Source organism: Curtobacterium sp. MCLR17_044 (assembly GCF_003234435.1).
Classification (GTDB): Bacteria; Actinomycetota; Actinomycetes; order Actinomycetales; family Microbacteriaceae; genus Curtobacterium; species Curtobacterium flaccumfaciens.
Genome location: NZ_QKTC01000009.1, coordinates 136,733 through 153,949, shown reverse-complemented (window position 1 = coordinate 153,949; position 17,217 = coordinate 136,733). Strand labels below are relative to the sequence as shown.

Sequence of the window (17,217 nt, the reverse complement as noted above, 5' to 3'; positions counted from 1 at the left end):
GATGTGCGCTGTATGCCCTCCGGCGGGATCTGTGGAGAGAGGGAGGTCACGACTGTCTCGAGGACGGTGCCGAGTCTCGGCCAGGCGGACTCTCCACGGCTCACCAAGGCGCGAAAACGTCTGCCCAGACGAGACTCGGCACCGTCCTCGAGACAGTCGTGACCTCCCTCTCTCCACAGATCCCGCCGGAGGGCATACAGCGCACATCAGAGTCCGCACACTCGCATCATGCAACTGCACCAGACACGGCCCGATCTCCTCCGCGCCGAGCGGTCGGATCCATCGCAAGCACGACAACTCCGACGGCTCTATGCCGCTGGGCGAGTCGTTCGGCTCCGTGCGGGTATCTACATGGACAAGCGGGTGTGGGATGCACTCGACAAGGCGGACAAGCACCTCGCCATGGCTCGGGCTGTCGCTCCCGACCTGGGTCCGACCAGCGCGTTCTCCCACGTCACGGCTGCGCTCATCCATGGCTGGCCGTTGATCGGACCGGCTCCGGAGCGGATTCACGTCGTCGACTGGGAGCTGGTCGGCGTCGAACACCGGGTCGGACTCATTCGACACGGTATCGACCCCGCTGGCCTGCGCCTCGGCCGCAGCCGATTCGACGGCGTCCCGGTGGTCGATGCGCTTGGAACGGCGATGGCCGTCGCGCGAACGTGTGACCCGGCAGTAGCCGCCGTGGCCATCGACCATGCGGTACGCATGAAGGCGATCGACAGGAAGGTGTTCGAGGAACATCTGCCGCCGCCCGCATCGCGTGGTGGCCGGAGGGCTCGGCTCGTCGCCACTGCGCTCGATCCGGCACACGAGTCACCCGGTGAGTCGTACTCTTCGATCCGACTCGTGCAACTGGGAGTGACCACCATCCACCCGCAGCATGAGTTCGTCACGAACGGGTTTCGCGACCGCGTCGACTTCTGGTTGCCCGACGCCGGAGTCGTCGTCGAGTTCGATGGCAAGCAGAAGTACGTCGACCGCGAGATGCTCGCAGGTCGCGATCCCGGCGACGTCCTCTGGCAGGAGAAGCGCCGGGAGGACCGCATCCGTACCCGACGAGAAGTCCGGTCCGTCATCCGGGTGACCTGGTGGCACCTCGAGAGCCTCGACCGGTTCCGTGCGCTGCTCCGCTCGCACGAGGTGTTGATCGCTCCATGAGCAGCTCCTGCGACGGGTCCAGTCTCGGCCCACCGGACAACTTCCCGCTCCAACGGCCGGCAAAGTGTCCGCACAGCCGAGTCTCGGCGACAGTCAAGCCGCCGCCGCCAGCGCCCCGCACACGACGAAGGCCGCCACCCCGAGGGGCAGCGGCCTTCGTGACCGGAACGGTCGAGACTACGCGAGCTCGATCGTGGCGCCAGCGGCCTCGAGGGTCGCCTTCGCCTTGTCGGCGGTCTCCTTGTTCGCACCCTCGAGGATCTTGGCGTCGGCGGTCTCGACGAGCGCCTTGGCCTCACCGAGGCCGAGCGACGTCAGGCCACGGACCTCCTTGATGACCTGGATCTTCTTGTCACCAGCGGACTTGAGGATGACGTCGAACTCGGTCTTCTCCTCAGCGGCCTCGGCCGGAGCAGCTGCGCCGGCGGGGGCGGCAGCGGCGACCGGGGCGGCCGCGGTGACCTCGAAGACCTCTTCGAACTTCTTCACGAAGTCCGAGAGCTCGATGAGCGTGAGCTCCTTGAAGGCCTCGATGAGCTCGTCCTGCGAAAGCTTCGCCATGATTTTCTCCTACTACTAGCTAGTACGTGTGGTTGATGAACGCGAGCCTGATCAGGCCGCGGACTCCTGCTTCTCGCGAAGGGCGTCCACGGTGCGGACGGCCTGCGAGAGGGGTGCCTGGAACAGGTACGCAGCACCGAACAGCGAGGCCTTGAGTGCGCCGGCGAGCTTGCCGAGCAGCACTTCACGGGACTCGAGGTCGGCGAGCTTGTCCACCTCGGTCGCGGTGAGCGGGTTACCGTCGAAGTAACCGCCCTTCACCACGAGCTCGGGGTTCGCCTTGGCGAATGCACGCAGCGACTTCGCGACGGCGACGGTGTCACCGTGGACGAAGGCGAGAGCGGACGGACCGGCGAGCTCGTCGTCGAACGACGAGATGCCGGCGTTGTTCGCCGCGATCTTGGTCAGCGTGTTCTTCACCACGGCGTACGTGGCGTGCTCACGGATCGAGTTGCGGAGCTCCTTGAGCTGCGCGACCGTGAGACCGCGGTACTCGGTGAGCAGAACGGCGTTCGAGCTACGGAAGGACTCCGTGAGCTCGGCGACCGCAGCTTCCTTGTTCGCCATGGTTCTCCTTGGGGGTCTTGCCGGCAGCCCCAGGTCCACGAACGAAAAAAGCTCCGGCGCAGAGGCTCGGAGCTGCTCTCACCAGATGGTGGGAGTGGTTCGGAACACCTGCGCGGGATGCCTCACGAGTGAGGACCTTCGGTCACGATGTTCACAAACACGTTGCGAGCAGCACGACATCCGGCGGTCTTTGGCTTCGAGAAGAGTAGCAGATGCCGTGGACGAGACCAAACAGCGGTCGGGAGGCGCGGGGCGGCCCCGCCCCGCGCCTCCCGACCGTCAGTGGGTGCGGTCCACCGCAGCGGGTGTCGCCGACCAGTCCGCGGACCCCGCCGGGTCAACCGGCGACGACGCGACAGCCCCGGCCCCGGCCCCGGCCCCGGCGGCAGCCGAAGCCGGGTCGCGGGGCAGGTGCACCGTGAACACGGTGTCCCCCGGCTCGCTCGTGACCTCGACCCGGCCGCCGTGCGCCTGCACGACCGCGTCCACGATGGCGAGCCCCAGGCCGGTCGACCCGACCGTGCGGGACCGCGAACTGTCCGCCCGGGCGAAGCGCTCGAACAGCTTCGGCAGGAACTCCGGGTCGATCCCCTGGCCGGTGTCGCGCACGGTCAGGTCCACGCCGCCGTCGACCGGGGCGAGGCCCACCGTGATGCGGGTGCCCTCGGGCGTGTGGGTCCGGGCGTTCGTGACGAGGTTGACGATGACCTGGTGCAGGCGCGCGGCGTCGCCCGTGATGGTGACCGGCTCCGGCGGGACGTCGACCTCGATGGGGTGTTCGGGCGAGGCGGCGTGGGCGTCGTTCACGGCGTCGAGCACCAGTCCGGTCAGGTCGACCTCGGCGAACTGGATCTCGCGGCCTTCGTCGAGCCGGGCGAGGAGCAGCAGGTCCTCCACCATCGAGGTCATCCGGATGGACTCGGACTCGACCCGGCTCATCGCGTAGACGACGTCCTTCGGCAGGTCGCCGCCCATGCGCCGGGTGAGCTCGGCGTACCCGCGCACCGAGGCGAGCGGGGTCCGGAGCTCGTGCGAGGCGTCGGCCACGAACTGCCGCACCTTCTGCTCCGAGCGTTCCCGCGCCTGCATCGCACTGCCGATGTGCCCCAGCATGCGGTTGAACGCGCTGCCGACCCGGCCGACCTCGGTGCGGGGGTCGGTGTCGGGCACGCGGACACCGTCGAGGGCGTCGCTGCGGTCGAGCGGCATGCGCGCGACGGTGGACGCGGTCTCGGCGACGCGCTCGAGCGGCCGGAGCGACTGTCGGACCACGAACGCGGCGACGACCGAACCGGCGACCAGTGCGGTCGCCACGACGGAGAGGACGACCCCGAAGAGCTTCCAGACGCTGTCGTAGACGGGGGCCATCGGGAGTCCCACGACCAGGACGGCCGGGCCGACGTTGACGGCGGCGAGGCGGTACCGCCCGACGTCAGAGCCGAGGTCGATCGTCTCCGGGTCGGCGTCCACACGGACGGACCCCAGTGCCTCGGCGCTCGTCTGCGGGACCCCGCTCGGGCGGCCGTAGTCGTCGAGCACGTTCGCGATGACGACCTGCCCGTCGACGAAGTACGCCGTCAGGGTGCCGGCGGCCTGCCCGGACGGCCGGGACAGGTCGATGCTCGGCTGCCCCGACTGGTTCTGCTGCAGGTACCGCTGCGCCCGGTGGGTGGCGCTCGTGATCTGCTTGTCGATCGCGCTGGTCTGGATCGAGAAGAGCGCGATGATGCTGGCCGCCCCGATCACCGCGCTGACGGCGACGACGAGGGCGACGATGCTCAGGACGAGCCGGCGCCGCAGGGTCACGAGGTCGGCTTGATGACGTACCCGACGCCGCGCACCGTGTGGATCATCGGGGTCTCACCGGCGTCGATCTTCTTGCGCAGGTAGGAGATGTAGATCTCGACGACCGACGACTTGCCGCCGAAGTCGTACGACCACACCCGGTCCAGGATCTGCGCCTTCGAGAGCACGCGACGGGGGTTCCGCATCAGGAAGCGGAGCAGCTCGAACTCGGTGGCGGTCAGTTCGATCGGGCGGCCGGCGCGGTGCACCTCGTACGACTCCTCGTCGAGCACCAGGTCGCCGACGACGATGCGGGAGTCCCCGGCCTCGGAGATCGAGATCTGCGAGCGGCGGATGAGCCCACGCAGCCGCGCCACGACCTCCTCGAGGGAGAACGGCTTGGTGACGTAGTCGTCGCCGCCCGCGGTGAGCCCGGTCACGCGGTCCTCGACGGAGTCCTTCGCGGTGAGGAACAGCACCGGGGTGTCGTCGTTGTTCTGCCGCAGCCGGCTCAGCACCTGCAGCCCGTCGAGGTCCGGCATCATCACGTCGAGCACCATCGCGTCGGGCTTGAACTCCCGCGCGGTCGTCAGGGCGTCCTGCCCGCCGTTCGCGCTCTTGACGTCCCAGCCCTCGTAGCGGAGTGCCATGGACAACAGGTCGGTGAGGCTGGCTTCGTCGTCGACGACCAGGATGCGCAACGGGGTTCCGTCGGCACGCGTGAGGCGCGGGGCTGCTGCGGGCTGGGAGATGGTCACGTCTTCGAGTATCGAGAAGTTCCTATGAGTCGTCTGTGGCACGGCCCAGTGCGTTCTGTGGATCGAGGAGACGTCCACGTCTGCCGCTCCGTACGTTGGGAGCATGTTGCGATCTGCAGCCTGGCCCCCGTCGGCCCGGCACCTGGACACCGCGCGGATCGAACGGACGACCGGGAGGCCCGGCTCGCCACCGACGGACCGCCTGACGGTCGCGCGGGCGGTCGCCGCCACCACCCCACCCCTGTCCGCCGGCACGGCCGGCGGGTTCTTCGGCACGCTCGCCGCGATCGCCGCGGCGGACGTCGCCACCGCCCGCACCGTCGAACCGCACCTGGACGCGCTCGGGATCCTCGCGCAGGCCGGGGTCGACGCCCCGGACGGCTCGACCTGGGGCGTCTTCGCGGCCGAGGGGCCGGGCCTCCGGCTCGACGCCGCACCACAGCACGACGGCACGGTCCTGCTGCACGGCACGAAGCCGTGGTGCTCGCTCGCCTCGACGCTCTCGCACGCCCTGGTCACCGCGCACCTGGGTGACGAGCGGGTCCTCGTCGCCGTGGACCTGCGACAGCCCGGCGTCACCGTGCACGACGAGACCTGGGTCGCACGCGGGATGCCGGACGTGCCGAGCGGACCGGTCGACTTCGACGGCGTCCGGGCACGACCCGTCGGCGCGCCCGGCTGGTACCTCCGACGTCCGGGCTTCGCCTGGGGCGGCATCGGCGTCGCGGCCTGTTGGTGGGGCGGTGCGGTCGGGCTCGCCCGGGTGCTCCGTGACACCGCGGCCGCACACCCGGAGTCCGAGCTGCTGCAGGCCGCCCTCGGCGCCACCGTGGCCGACCTCGCCGACGCCGAGGACGCCCTCGCCGACGCCGCCGCCCGGATAGACGACTCCGACCCGGCCTCCGACGACACCGACTGGCGGTTGCTCGCCCAGACCGTCCGGTCGCGGGTGCGCCGTTCGGTCGACGCCGTGCGCGAGCGGGTGGTCTCTACGATCGGCCCGGCTCCACTGACCGCCGACCCCGCAGTCGCCGCGCGGGTCGCCGACCTCGAGCTCTACGTCCTGCAGGACCACGGCGCGCGGGACCTCGCCCGCATCGGCCGGATGGTGCTCGAGCGGGGCGGTGTCGCGTGGTGAGCTTCGACCACCGCGAGCCGGGCACCGACCCGGCGGCGTGGACGGGATTCCTCGACGGCCTGGACGCACCGGCGATCGACCTGGCCGGTACCGGGTCGGTGGTGGTCGTCGCGCCCCACCCCGACGACGAGACGCTCGGCGCCGGTGGGCTGATCGCGGCCGCTGCAGCGGTCGGCGTCCCCGTGCACGTGCTGCTCCTCACCCGCGGCGAGCGCTCCCACCCGGACTCCCCCACGACGACCCCGGAGGCACTCGCCACCGCCCGTGACGCGGAGTTCGTGGCGGCCCTGCGCACCCTGCACCCCGACGTGACGTCGACCTCGGTGGGGATCCCGGACGGCGCGACCCGTGAACACCGAGACCGTGTCGTCGAGAGCCTGGACACGGTGCTCGCCGACGCCGCCCGCCCCGTGCTGCTCGTCGCGCCGTGGCGCGGGGACGGGCACCGTGACCACCGCATCGTGGGCGAGGTCACCGAGGCCGCGGCGGCGAGCGCCCCCGACGTCGACCTGCTCGCGTACCCGATCTGGGCCTGGCACTGGGACGACCCGGACCACTCCGTCGCCCCGTGGGACGACGTCCGGGCCCTCGCGCTGCCCGACGACCTCGTCGCCCGGAAGCGTTCCGCTGTCGACGCCTATCCGTCGCAGACCCGGCCCCTGTCGGACGCACCGGGAGACGAGGCGATCGTCGACGACCGGCACGCCGCCCACCACCTGCGGACGACGGAGTGGTTCTTCGCACCGGAGTCCGCCGCGTCGCGGTCGCGCGAGTCGTTCGACGCCCACTACGACCGGAAGCCCGAGGGGTGGGACTTCGACGGATCCTGGTACGAGCAGCGCAAGCGTGCCGTGACGCTGGCGGCGCTCCCCCGCCCGCGGTTCCGGTCGGCGCTCGAGCTCGGCTGCGCGACCGGGGTCCTGACCGCTGCCCTCGCCGACCGCGCGGACGACGTCCTCGGCACCGACATCTCGGCGGCGCCGCTGGAGCGTGCCGCCCGGCGCGCCCCGACCGCTCGGTTCGTGCAGGCTGCCCTGCCGGCGGAGTGGCCGGACGGGCGGTGGGACCTGGTGGTGATGTCCGAGGTCGGGTACTACCTGTCACCAGCCGACCTCGACGCGACGATCGACCGGGTGCTCGGGTCACTCGACGACGACGGTGTGCTCGTGGCTTGCCACTGGCGGCACCCCGACGACGAGGCCGTGTCGAGCGGTGACGCGGTGGACGCGCGACTGACCGAACGGTGGCCGCGTCCCGCTCTGCTCCGGCACGTGGAGGAGGACTTCGTCCTGAGTGTCCTGCCCGGCCCGGCGGTCACCTCGGTGGCCCGGGCCGAGGGGATCATCCGGTGACGCGACCGGAACAGCGTGCACGCATCGACGTCGTCGTCCCCGCGCACGACGAGGCTGACCGGATCGCCGCGTGCCTCGACGCGCTCCTGGTGGCCGTCGACCGGCTCGCCGCGGAGCGACCCGGATTCGACGCCGCCGTCACGGTGGTGCTCGACGGTTGCACGGACGGCACCGCTTCGGTGGTCGATCGGTACCCGGTCGACGTCCTGACCACGGACCGTGTCGGGGTCGGTCGGGCACGCACGATCGGGGCGACGCACGCGCTCCGTGCGCACGACGGCGACCCGGCTGCCCGGTGGCTCGCCCACACCGACGCCGATTCGCGCGTGCACGAACGGTGGCTCCTCCAGCAGTCCGACGCCTTCACCGCTGGTGCGCACGTACTCGTCGGTGCCGTCGTCCCCGACCCGGACGACCTGGCGCCCGCGGTGCTCGACCGCTGGACGCGGGCGCACCCGCCCGGTGCCGCCCTCGGGCACGTGCACGGCGCGAACCTCGGCGTGCTCGCCGCGGCGTACGTCAGCCTCGGCGGGTTCGACCCGGTGCCCGAGCACGAGGACGCGCGGCTGGTGGCCCGGGCGCGGGCGCTCGGCTTCCGGGTGGACGCCACCGTCGACCTGCCGGTGGTGACGAGCGGGCGCTTCGCCGGCCGGACCCCCGGCGGCTACGCGGAGCACCTGCGCCAGCGGTACGGCGACGTCGGCTGATGCGCCCTTAGTCGCCTCATAGGTCCGCGATGGGCCGGTCATCGACAGCGTGCCTAGGTTCTCCTCCGTCGGCCCCGCCGCGTGCTCTGCGCGGCCGGTGACCCCAGCCGGCCACCACCGAGGAGAACCATGTTCCTGACCTACCTCAGGCGCGAACTCACGAACCGCAAGAAGCAGACGGTCATCATCGCGATCGGGATGGCCCTGGCCATCGCCCTCGTGGTGATCGTGTCGTCGATCTCGGGTGGCGTGCAGGCAGCGCAGTCGAGCGTCCTGCAGTCCGTGTACGGCGTCGGCACCGACATCACCGTCACCAAGACCGCGACGGCGTCGACGAACGGCGGGCGTCCGAGCTTCGACTTCGGCAGCCAGGGCGACAGCGACGACGACAGCGGTTCGACCGACCTGTCGCAGTCGCGGCTCGCCGTCGCGCGCGGCACGAGCACCCTGAACGCCGCGAACCTGTCCACGATCACGAGCACCGACGGCGTCAAGGCCGCGACCGGTGTGCTGACCCTCGAGAACAGCACGTTCTCCGGCCAGGTCCAGCAGCAGTCGACCGACGACAGCAGCACGGACAGCAGCAGCGACTCCAGCAGCGACAGCACCACCCAGCAGGGCCCGCCGAGCGGGGACACCGGCGGTGGCGGCGGGTTCGGCGGTGGGTCGTTCAGCGTCGACTCGTTCACGGTGACCGGCATCCCGGTGTCCGGCGCGACGGTCGGTCCGCTCACGAGCACCGAGCTCACGAAGGGGCGCACCTTCGCCGCGAAGGACGCGGGCAAGGACGTCGTCGTGCTCGATGCGTCGTACGCGAAGAGCGAGTCGAAGGCGGTCGGTGACACGGTCGACATCGGCGGCACCGACTTCACCGTCATCGGCATCGTGAGCTCCACCGGCTCGGCCTCGACCACGGGCTCGAACACCTACATCCCGCTCGACACCGCGCAAGCGCTGGCCGACCTCGACGGCAAGGTCACCTCGATCTACGTCTCCGCCGAGTCCTCGTCCGACGTCAGCACGATCAAGTCCGCTCTGCAGGCGAAGCTGACGAGCGCCACCGTCTCCACCGAGGCCGACCTGGCCTCGAGCGTGTCCGGGTCGCTCAGCACCGCGTCGAGCCTGGTCTCGAACCTCGGCAAGTGGCTGTCGATCGTGGTGCTCGCCGCGGCGTTCCTCATCGCGATCCTCTTCACGATCTCCGGCGTGACCCGCCGCACCCGCGAGTTCGGGACCCTCAAGGCGATCGGCTGGTCGAACGGCCGCATCACCCGACAGGTGGCCGGTGAGTCCCTGGTGCAGGGCCTGATCGGCGGCGTGCTCGGCGCCGCGGCCGGCCTGATCGGCATCCTCGTCGTGAACGTCATCAGCCCGACGATCTCGGCGAGCGCCTCGAGCACGACCGGCGGGGGTGCCGGTGGCGGTGGCGGCATGCCCGGCGGCGCAGCGACCGCGGCCGCGGGCAGCGGCACGACGGGCGGTGCGCCGGCAGGAGGCTTCGGCGGCGGCGCGAGCACCGCGTCGACGACCGACGTGGTCCTGCACGCCCCGGTGACCGTCGAGATCATCCTGCTGGCGATCGGCCTCGCGATCCTCGGCGGCCTCATCGCCGGCGCGCTCGGCGGCTGGCGTGCGAGCCGGCTCCGTCCGGCCGAGGCGCTCCGGAGCGTGGCCTGATGCCCGGCCGCACCGACACGACCGAACCGACGACAGGAGCAACCGTGACCAGCACCGACACCGCGACCGGCGAGGCGGAGGCGAGCCGTGCCTCCAGTCCGATGTACCGGCTGACGAACGTCAGCAAGACCTACAAGCAGAAGAACCGGACCGTCACCGCCCTGACGAACGTCCACCTGACGATCCCGCAGGGGCAGCTCGTGGCCGTCCAGGGGCCGACCGGCGGCGGGAAGTCGACCCTGCTGCAGATGCTCGGAGCGCTCGACCGGCCGAGTGCCGGGTCGATCCACCTCGGTGGCGACCGCGACGTGGCGAAGCTCGGCGACGGCGCGCTGACCGACCTGCGGGCGACCGAGATCGGCTTCGTGTTCCAGAGCTTCAACCTGATCCCGACGCTGACGGCGCTCGAGAACGTCGAGACGGCGTTCGCGGGGTCGATCGCGAACCGGTCGCGGAGCGAGGTCCGCGAGCGTGCGGTCGCCGCGCTCCGCGAGGTCGGTCTGGGTGAGCGGATGGAGCACCTGCCGGCCGAGCTGTCCGGCGGACAGCAGCAGCGCGTGGCGATCGCCCGGGCGCTGGTGAAGAACCCGAGCGTGCTGCTCGCCGACGAGCCGACGGGTGCACTCGACGAGTCGACCCGCGACGAGATCATGGCGCTCATCGAGAAGCAGTGGCGGGAGCGCGGGCTGACCGTCGTCATCGTCACGCACGACTCGTGGGTCGCGAAGCGTGCCGAGCGGCGCCTGCACATCAAGCAGGGGCAGGTGCGCGAGGTCTAGCGGGGCGGGCGGGCGCAGGCGCGCGGGCAGGCGCGGGGCGTCCGATCGCGTTTCGCGCTGAGCGACAGTCCACGCGTCCGGCGGAGCGTGGACTGTCGCGCAGCGCGTAAAGACGCCGCCGATCCCGCTACCCCGCCGCCGGGTAGTCGCAGTACGCGAACCACGTCGAGTCCGGGGCCCACGGCGGCACGTTGACCGTCCCCTGACCGCCGTCGAGGGCCACCAGGGTCTCGGGCTGGACCGCGATCCGGGCACCCCGGACGAGCGACCCCGGCAGCAGGCGCAGCTCGACGCGGTGGTCGGCCGGGTGACCCTGCACGCCGGGCTCGTACGACAGGTAGAGCAGGTGTGCGGCGTCCGGGGACAGGTGCGGGAACCAGTTCACGCGGTCGTCGTTCGTCAGGCGGACGGGGCTGTCGTGCCCGGGCCAGCGCACGGCCAGCTGCGCGGTACCGGGGGTGAACCGCTCCGTGTTCCAGAGCAGGATCCCGCCGGCCGGACTGATGGTGCAGCCGTCGTCGGGGTGCTCGTCCCGCGTGACGAACGTCGGCTCGCCGGTCTCCGGGTCGACCATCGCGACGTCGGTCGTCCAGACGCCGTCCTCGGACAGCTCCCCCACGATCGCCGCGAGGGCGCTCCCGTCGGGGGCGATGCCGTGCAGGTAGAACTTCCGCTTGGTGGGCAGGGCGGACGCGACGTCGGTGATCCGGGTCGCGGGGCCGCCCTCGGGCAGCGGAACGCGGTACAGCTCGCCGTCACGGGCACTCACCACGATGGAGCTGCCGGACGGGTCGAGCACGTGGTCGTTGTTGATCTCGTCGACGCCGTCCATCGGCACCGGCACGAGCGCCGTCTCGTCGAGCACGGTGTCGGTGCCGCTGTCGCCCGACGGCAGCCGCAGCAGCCAGAGGCTTCCGTCGCCGTTGAGCACCAGGGTCTCGGCGTCCAGGACGTTCGGCGCCTCGACGAGCACCGCGGCCGACTCGAACACGAGCCGCGAGGTGCGGGACTCGACGTCGTACACGTGCACGCGGCTGGTCTGTCCGGGCAGCAGCTGCCGCCCGCGGGTCTCGTCGCTCATGGTTCCATCCTGTCGGTCGTCGGGTGGTCGGGGTCGGTGGGTCGTCGGGTGGGGAACGGCAAAACACCGGTGTTCGCGCTGCGCACCGCGTCATGCGGGGGCGTCGAGCGCGAACACCGGTGTCTTGCGGAAGGGGTCGTGCGGAAGGGGCCTCCGCCTACTTCACGGCACCCGCGGTCAGGCCGGCGACGAACTGGCGCTGGACCACGAGGAACGCGGCCACGACCGGGATCGACACGACGAGCGACGCCGCCATGACCTGGTTCCAGTACACGTTCGTCTGCGTCGAGTACTGCTGCAGACCGACCGCCAGGGTCGAACCGAGGCCGTTCGTCATGACCGAGGCGAAGAGGACCTCACCCCAGGCCGTCATGAACGAGTAGATCCCCACCGCCACCAAACCCGGACGGGCCGACGGCAGGATGACCCGGAACAGCGCACCCATCGGGCCCGAACCGTCGACCATCGCGGCCTCGTCGAGTTCGCGCGGGATGGTCTCGAAGTACCCGGCGAGCATCCAGATCGAGAACGGGAGCGTGAACGTCAGGTACGTGATGATCAGGCCGAGCCACGACCCGACGAGCTGGATGCCGAGGGAGTTGCCGAGGTTCGTGAAGATCAGGAACAGCGGCAGCAGGAACAGCACGCCGGGGAACATCTGCGTGGAGAGCACCGCGGTGGTGAAGGTGCTCTTGCCCTTGAAGTTCCAGCGCGAGACACCGTAGGCGGCGAACGTCGCGATGATCAGCGAGAACACCGTCGCCACGGTGCAGACCACGAGCGAGTTGATGAAGTACCGACCGAGCGGCACCGTCGACCACATGTCGATGAACGGCTGGAAGGTGATCCGCGACGGGATCCACGTGAAGTTGTCCTGCACGTCGCCGAGGGGCTTGATGGCCGTGGTGATCATCACGTAGAGCGGCACGACCGTGAACAGCGTCAGGACGACCAGGGTGATGATCTTGAAGGACTTGGCGCCAGTTGTCTCACGCACGGACGGACCTCCGGTTGGTCACGGCGAGGTAGATGCCGGTGACGACGAGCAGGAAGAGCAGGAGCAGGACGCTCATCGCGGCACCGGAACCGAAGTTCCAGGTGATGAACGACGCGTTGTAGATGTGGAAGCTCAGCAGGTCCGCGGCGGGTGGCTGAGCGGTCGAGCCGAACAGCACGAACGGCGTGTTGAAGTCGTTGAACGTCCACAGGAACATCACGAGCACGAGCGTCACGTTGACGGGGCGGACCATCGGCAGCGTGATCGAGCGCCACTGGCGGAACGGCTTGGCACCGTCGACCGAGGCGGCCTCGTACACGTCGTTCGGCACCGACTGCAGGCCGGCCATGAGCATCAGGAACGCGAACGGCCAGGTCTTCCAGATCGCCACGACGACGACGGCCACGAACGCGTTGTTGCCGATGAGCCAGAACGGGGCGTTGCCGCCGAACAGCCCGAGTTGGTCGACGAGCAGGTGGTTCAGGGCCCCCGAGTCCCGCTGGAACATGAACTTCCAGGTGATGACGCCGGCGTACATCGGCAGCGCGTAGGGCACGAGGAACAGGGTGCGGAAGAGCCCGCGTCCGGCGAACGGCTTCTGCAGCGCGACGGCTGCGGCCATGCCGAAGGTCCAGGAGAGCCCGACCACGAGGACCGTGAAGGCACACGTGATGAGGAACGAGTTGAGGACTCCGCGGCCGATCGCCTGGTCGAAGTCGACGACGACCTGGTAGTTCCGGAACCCGGCGAAGGGCGCGGCACCCCAGTTCGCGATGAAGTACTTGGTGAGCTGGATGAACGAGATCCAGATGCCGGTGAGCATCGGGACGATGTGGATGAGCAGCTCGAACAGGATGGCCGGCGCGACGAGCGCGTAGGGCAGCCAGTGGGTCTTGCGCTTGCGACCTGGCGGACGGCCCGACATCGTCGGGGCCTTCGTGTGCGTCAGGTCGATGCGCTCCGAGTCGGGCAGGACCGTCGTGGACATCTGGTGGGGCCTTTCGGCAGGAGGGGCGTGCAGGTGCGGTCCGCGCGGCCGTGGCAGCGGCCGGGAGGCGCGGGGTGCGTGGGGCGTCAGCCGCACGGCCGACGCGTGGTCGGCTCCGGGGCGTGTGCCTCACGGCCGACGGATGGTCGGCCCTGGAGCGTCAGGGGCGGAGGCCCGGGCGCGTCCGTCGGACGCGACCCGGGCCTCCAGGGTGGATCAACCGGCGGCCTGGGACACCTGGTCCTGGGCGGTCTGCAGTGCCGACTTGATGTCGGCCTCGGAGACCTTGGAACCGGTCGCGATCTTGGCGAACATGTCGTTCATCGCCTTGCCGACCGTGGACTCGAACTGGTCCTCGGCGGGCACCAGCGGGAGCGGCTTCGCCTTGTTGTTGTAGATGTCGAGGAACGTCTTCGTCTGCTCGTCCGTGACGGAGTCAGCAGCCTCGGCGAGCACCGGCAGAGCCGAGTACGGCTTGTCCAGCGTCGTCTGCGTGTCCATGCTCGTCATGTACTTGACGAACTTGAGCGCGCCGTCCTTGTTCTTCGTGTTCTTGAACACCGACAGGTTGATGCCGGCCGGGAACGACGCGATCTGCTCGCCACCGCTCGGGGCGGGCAGCGCCACGACGCCGTACTCGGACGACTTCATGCCGAGCGATTCGATGGTCGCGTTCGCGTTGTTCTGGTTGAGGATGAACGCGGCCTTCTTCTTCGCGAAGTCCGTGGTGGACTGCGTGGCGTTGTCGTACTGCGCGTTCGACGGGTTGGCGACCTTCGCGTCCTGCATGAGGTCGAGGTAGCGCTTGATGCCGTCGACGTTGGCCTTCGAGGTGAAGGTCGGCTTGCCGTCCTTGTCGAACCACTCGCCACCGTTCTGCGCCGAGTTGATGAACGCGAAGTGCGAGTTCTCGGTGTACGAACCGCCCGCGAGGCTGAAGCCGTAGGTGTCACCCTTGGTCAGCTTCTCGGCGGCCGAGACCATCTCCTCCCACGTGGTGGGCGGGGTGATGCCGGCGTCCGACAGCATCTTCTTGTTGTAGTACAGGCCGTAGGCGAGGCCGTAGAGCGGGACGCTCGTGACCGTCTTGTCGGGCGCGCCACCGGTGGACAGGGCGACCTTGCCGAACTTGTCCTCGCCGCCGATCGCCTTCATCTCGGCGTCACCGAACTCCTGGAAGGCGCCGGTGGCCTGGAGCGAGGTCGCCCAGGTGTTGCCGATGTTGACGACGTCCGGGCCCTGGCCCGAGGTGACGGCGGTCTGGATCTTGTTCTGCAGGTCGTTCCAGCCGATGACCTGGAGGTCGACCTTGATCCCGGTCTCCTTGGTGAACTTCTTGAGGACGGGGGTCAGCACCTCCTTGTCGTTCTGCAGGGACGTGCCCTGGTTGGACGCCCAGTAGGTGAGCGTCTTGGAGTCGCCGGAGTCGCCGGACGATCCGGAGGAGCAGGCTGCGAGGCCGGACACGGTGAGTGCGGCGGCCGCGGTGATGGCCAGTGCGCGGATGGCAGTGCGCATGACTCTCTACTTTCTCGTCGTTGAGATGGTGCAGGGGATGGTGCAGAGGTGGAGCTGGTGCTGCGGATGGTGCTGGTCGGGTGCTGCTGTGGGTTGCGGGCAGCACCCCGGCGGTCAGGCCAGGGTGCGTTCCGCGGGGTCCCAGCCCTCGGGGAGGGTCGGGGAGGGCGACACGGTGCTCTCGACGAGCACCGCCTCGCCACGTTCTGCCGCCTCGGCGATGGAGACCATCACGTCGAGGACGTGGAAGGCGAGCGCACCGGGGACGCGGTTCTCGTCGCCGGCACGCAGCGAGCGGGCCAGGTCGACCACGCCGGTGCCACGCGAGTAGGTGGAGCCGACCGCGGGGATCGTCTCGGGCTCCTCGGAACCGAGGGCGTACAGCTCGGTGTCGCCGTCGAAGTTGTTCGGGTCGGGGAACACGACGGTGCCGGTCTCCCCCGCGATCTCGACGAAGCCGGTGCGGCCGCGGTCGGACTCGAACGAGAACACGCTCTGCGCACTCCCGCCGTTCTCGAACTCGATCAGCGCGGAGTGGTTCGTCGGGACGTCCACCGGGAACTCGGTGCCGGCCTTCGGTCCGGAACCGATGGTGCGGGTGGCGCGGGACTTCGACGCGGTGGCCGTGACCTTCTTCACCGGTCCGAACGTCTGGACGAGGGTGGTGATGTAGTACGGGCCGATGTCGAACAGCGGACCGGCACCGTACGCGAAGAGGAACTCGGGGCTCGGGTGCCACGACTCGGGTCCGGGGCTCTGGAAGAGCGTCAGGCCGTTCAGGGGCGTCCCGATGCGGCCCTCGCGGATGGTGCGGAGCGCGGTCTGCAGGCCGGCGCCGAGGAACGTGTCCGGGGCGACGCTGACGGTCTTGCCCGCGGCGGCCGCGGCGTCGCGGAGCTCCGCGGCGCTGGCACGGTCGAGGGCGTAGGGCTTCTCGCCCCAGACGTGCTTGCCGGCGGCCAGGGCCTGCAGCGCGACCTCGACGTGGGTGGCCGGGATCGTCAGGTTCACGACGATCTCGATGTCGTCGTCGGCCAGGAGCTCCTCGACGGTGCCCGATCCGGGGACGCCCCACTTCTCGGCCTGGGCGGCGGCGCGCGGCAGGTCGATGTCGGCGATGAAGCGGACGGTCACGTCGGGGAAGACGGTGAGGTTCGACAGGTACTGGTCCGAGATGACCCCGGCGCCGATGACACCGACGCCGACCGGGCCGGTGCGGGTGGTGCTGTCGGTCGCCGTCGCAGCGGCGGTCGTGGTGTCGGTCATGCGCGGGCCCCCTCGAGGAACGTGTAGGAGTCGGCGACGGCCTGGAAGACGTCACCCTCGTGGTCGTCGAGCTCGACGACGTGCAGTGCGTCGGGCGCCGCGGCGATGATGTCGCGGATCGGCATGATGCCGTTGCCGACGGCAACCTGCTGCTTGTCGTCGTGCGAGCCGTCGCCGTCCTTGACGTGCAGGAACTGGACCTTGTCGCCGTACTTGCCGATGACCGCGACCGGGTCCTCCCCGCCGACCTGCACCCAGTAGGTGTCGAGCTCGAGCACGACGTCGTCGGACAGGGCGTCGGCGAAGACCTCGTAGGCGCTGACGCCATCGATGCGGTTCGAGAACTCGAACGCGTGGTTGTGGTAGCCGAGCACCAGACCGTGGTCGGCGGCGCGCGGGGCGAGGGCGCTGAGTTCGCGGGCGATCGCCTCGACGTCCTCGCGGGTGGTCCAGCGGGACTCATCGATGTGCGGGTCGATGAGGGTCCCGAAGCCGAGGGTGGTGGAGGCGTGGAAGATGCGCTCGAGGTCCTGCTCGCCGGCGTCCAGCAGACGGGCGTGGCCGCTCGGGGCGGCGAGGCCGGCGTCGCGGAGGGCGGCGGCGAGTTCGTCGGCGTTGTCGACGAAGCCGAAGGCCTCGACGTTCGTGTAGCCGATGTCGGCGATGCGCTGCAGGGTGCCGGGCAGATCGGCACTGAGGGCATCGCGGACCGTGTAGAGCTGGACCGAGAGCGGTTGGGTCACCAGGGGTTCTCCTCGTCGAGATGGTGCGGTCGTCACTGACCGATCGTCACACTACGAGCACTTTTGTCGGCGGTCAAGCAGAAGTCCGAGGAATGTCGACGGACTTCATTGCGTGGCGCGAACGATGTGTGCTTCACTC

At 70.0% G+C, this 17,217-nt stretch carries 16 protein-coding genes; 6 read left to right on the top strand and 10 right to left on the bottom strand.

Annotated elements, in window-relative coordinates; translation table 11 throughout:
- The first annotated feature begins 351 nt into the window (after positions 1 to 351).
- Complete coding sequence (locus DEJ04_RS08465; protein ID WP_111046796.1) at positions 352 to 1,161, top strand: hypothetical protein; 810 nt, start codon at positions 352 to 354, stop codon at positions 1,159 to 1,161.
- A gap of 177 nt (positions 1,162 to 1,338) precedes the next feature.
- Here DEJ04_RS08465 and rplL read toward each other — a convergent pair whose 3' ends face one another.
- The 4 genes from rplL to DEJ04_RS08445 form a co-directional block, all read right to left on the bottom strand.
- Complete coding sequence (rplL, locus tag DEJ04_RS08460; protein WP_027466380.1) at positions 1,339 to 1,722, bottom strand: 50S ribosomal protein L7/L12; 384 nt, start codon at positions 1,720 to 1,722, stop codon at positions 1,339 to 1,341.
- Between the two features lie 51 nt (positions 1,723 to 1,773).
- Entirely contained in the window at positions 1,774 to 2,289 is a 516-nt protein-coding gene (gene rplJ, locus DEJ04_RS08455) for a 50S ribosomal protein L10 (protein WP_017888663.1), read from the bottom strand.
- Between the two features lie 279 nt (positions 2,290 to 2,568).
- On the bottom strand, positions 2,569 to 4,095 hold the full coding sequence (locus DEJ04_RS08450; protein WP_111046795.1) for a cell wall metabolism sensor histidine kinase WalK: 1,527 nt from the start codon (positions 4,093 to 4,095) through the stop codon (positions 2,569 to 2,571).
- Positions 4,092 to 4,832 (bottom strand): response regulator transcription factor, encoded by a 741-nt coding sequence (locus DEJ04_RS08445; RefSeq protein ID WP_017888661.1) that lies wholly within the window; start codon positions 4,830 to 4,832, stop codon positions 4,092 to 4,094. Before DEJ04_RS08445 ends, DEJ04_RS08450 begins: the two co-directional genes overlap by 4 nt.
- Before the next feature lie 103 nt (positions 4,833 to 4,935).
- On the opposite strand from DEJ04_RS08445, the gene DEJ04_RS08440 reads away from it, so the two are divergent.
- The 5 genes from DEJ04_RS08440 (at position 4,936) to DEJ04_RS08420 (ending at position 10,485) form a co-directional block, all read left to right on the top strand.
- Positions 4,936 to 5,970: an acyl-CoA dehydrogenase family protein gene (locus DEJ04_RS08440; RefSeq protein ID WP_111046794.1), complete on the top strand. Its 1,035-nt coding sequence runs from the start codon at positions 4,936 to 4,938 to the stop codon at positions 5,968 to 5,970.
- On the top strand, positions 5,967 to 7,322 hold the full coding sequence (locus DEJ04_RS08435) for a bifunctional PIG-L family deacetylase/class I SAM-dependent methyltransferase (RefSeq protein WP_258371338.1): 1,356 nt from the start codon (positions 5,967 to 5,969) through the stop codon (positions 7,320 to 7,322). The genes DEJ04_RS08440 and DEJ04_RS08435 overlap by 4 nt, the downstream gene beginning before the upstream one ends.
- Positions 7,319 to 8,029, top strand: a complete 711-nt coding sequence (locus tag DEJ04_RS08430; protein ID WP_111046792.1) for a glycosyltransferase family 2 protein — start codon at positions 7,319 to 7,321, stop codon at positions 8,027 to 8,029. Before DEJ04_RS08435 ends, DEJ04_RS08430 begins: the two co-directional genes overlap by 4 nt.
- Before the next feature lie 129 nt (positions 8,030 to 8,158).
- Complete coding sequence (locus tag DEJ04_RS08425) at positions 8,159 to 9,706, top strand: ABC transporter permease (RefSeq protein ID WP_071406327.1); 1,548 nt, start codon at positions 8,159 to 8,161, stop codon at positions 9,704 to 9,706.
- A gap of 101 nt (positions 9,707 to 9,807) precedes the next feature.
- Complete coding sequence (locus DEJ04_RS08420; RefSeq protein WP_111046801.1) at positions 9,808 to 10,485, top strand: ABC transporter ATP-binding protein; 678 nt, start codon at positions 9,808 to 9,810, stop codon at positions 10,483 to 10,485.
- A gap of 127 nt (positions 10,486 to 10,612) precedes the next feature.
- On the opposite strand, the gene DEJ04_RS08415 is transcribed toward DEJ04_RS08420, so the two are convergent.
- The 6 genes from DEJ04_RS08415 to DEJ04_RS08390 all read right to left on the bottom strand — a co-directional run bounded on the left by DEJ04_RS08415 (position 10,613) and on the right by DEJ04_RS08390 (position 17,078).
- Positions 10,613 to 11,566 carry a biopolymer transporter Tol gene (locus DEJ04_RS08415; RefSeq protein ID WP_111046791.1) on the bottom strand — a complete coding sequence of 318 codons (954 nt, stop codon included), beginning with the start codon at positions 11,564 to 11,566 and terminating at the stop codon, positions 10,613 to 10,615.
- A gap of 157 nt (positions 11,567 to 11,723) precedes the next feature.
- Entirely contained in the window at positions 11,724 to 12,563 is an 840-nt protein-coding gene (locus tag DEJ04_RS08410) for a carbohydrate ABC transporter permease (protein ID WP_071406325.1), read from the bottom strand.
- Positions 12,556 to 13,551: a carbohydrate ABC transporter permease gene (locus tag DEJ04_RS08405; protein ID WP_017888646.1), complete on the bottom strand. Its 996-nt coding sequence runs from the start codon at positions 13,549 to 13,551 to the stop codon at positions 12,556 to 12,558. Before DEJ04_RS08405 ends, DEJ04_RS08410 begins: the two co-directional genes overlap by 8 nt.
- Positions 13,552 to 13,767: 216 nt before the next feature.
- The gene (locus DEJ04_RS08400; protein WP_111038092.1) at positions 13,768 to 15,069 is read right to left on the bottom strand and encodes a sugar ABC transporter substrate-binding protein; all 1,302 of its coding nucleotides are present in this window, start codon (positions 15,067 to 15,069) and stop codon (positions 13,768 to 13,770) included.
- A 114-nt stretch (positions 15,070 to 15,183) separates the two neighbouring features.
- Positions 15,184 to 16,335 (bottom strand): Gfo/Idh/MocA family protein, encoded by a 1,152-nt coding sequence (locus DEJ04_RS08395; protein ID WP_111046790.1) that lies wholly within the window; start codon positions 16,333 to 16,335, stop codon positions 15,184 to 15,186.
- The gene (locus tag DEJ04_RS08390; RefSeq protein ID WP_111046789.1) at positions 16,332 to 17,078 is read right to left on the bottom strand and encodes a sugar phosphate isomerase/epimerase; all 747 of its coding nucleotides are present in this window, start codon (positions 17,076 to 17,078) and stop codon (positions 16,332 to 16,334) included. The genes DEJ04_RS08395 and DEJ04_RS08390 overlap by 4 nt, the downstream gene beginning before the upstream one ends.
- Positions 17,079 to 17,217 lie beyond the last annotated feature (139 nt).

Bases quoted from the DNA above. Each gene is read 5' to 3' on its own strand.
- DEJ04_RS08405 (WP_017888646.1), bottom strand. From the start codon at position 13,551: ATGTCCACGACGGTCCTGCCCGACTCGGAGCGCATCGACCTGACGCAC.
- DEJ04_RS08465 (WP_111046796.1), top strand. From the start codon at position 352: ATGGACAAGCGGGTGTGGGATGCACTCGACAAGGCGGACAAGCACCTC.
- DEJ04_RS08395 (WP_111046790.1), bottom strand. From the start codon at position 16,335: ATGACCGACACCACGACCGCCGCTGCGACGGCGACCGACAGCACCACC.
- DEJ04_RS08420 (WP_111046801.1), top strand. From the start codon at position 9,808: ATGTACCGGCTGACGAACGTCAGCAAGACCTACAAGCAGAAGAACCGG.
- DEJ04_RS08415 (WP_111046791.1), bottom strand. From the start codon at position 11,566: ATGAGCGACGAGACCCGCGGGCGGCAGCTGCTGCCCGGACAGACCAGC.
- DEJ04_RS08440 (WP_111046794.1), top strand. From the start codon at position 4,936: ATGTTGCGATCTGCAGCCTGGCCCCCGTCGGCCCGGCACCTGGACACC.
- rplJ (WP_017888663.1), bottom strand. From the start codon at position 2,289: ATGGCGAACAAGGAAGCTGCGGTCGCCGAGCTCACGGAGTCCTTCCGT.
- DEJ04_RS08425 (WP_071406327.1), top strand. From the start codon at position 8,159: ATGTTCCTGACCTACCTCAGGCGCGAACTCACGAACCGCAAGAAGCAG.
- DEJ04_RS08400 (WP_111038092.1), bottom strand. From the start codon at position 15,069: ATGCGCACTGCCATCCGCGCACTGGCCATCACCGCGGCCGCCGCACTC.
- rplL (WP_027466380.1), bottom strand. From the start codon at position 1,722: ATGGCGAAGCTTTCGCAGGACGAGCTCATCGAGGCCTTCAAGGAGCTC.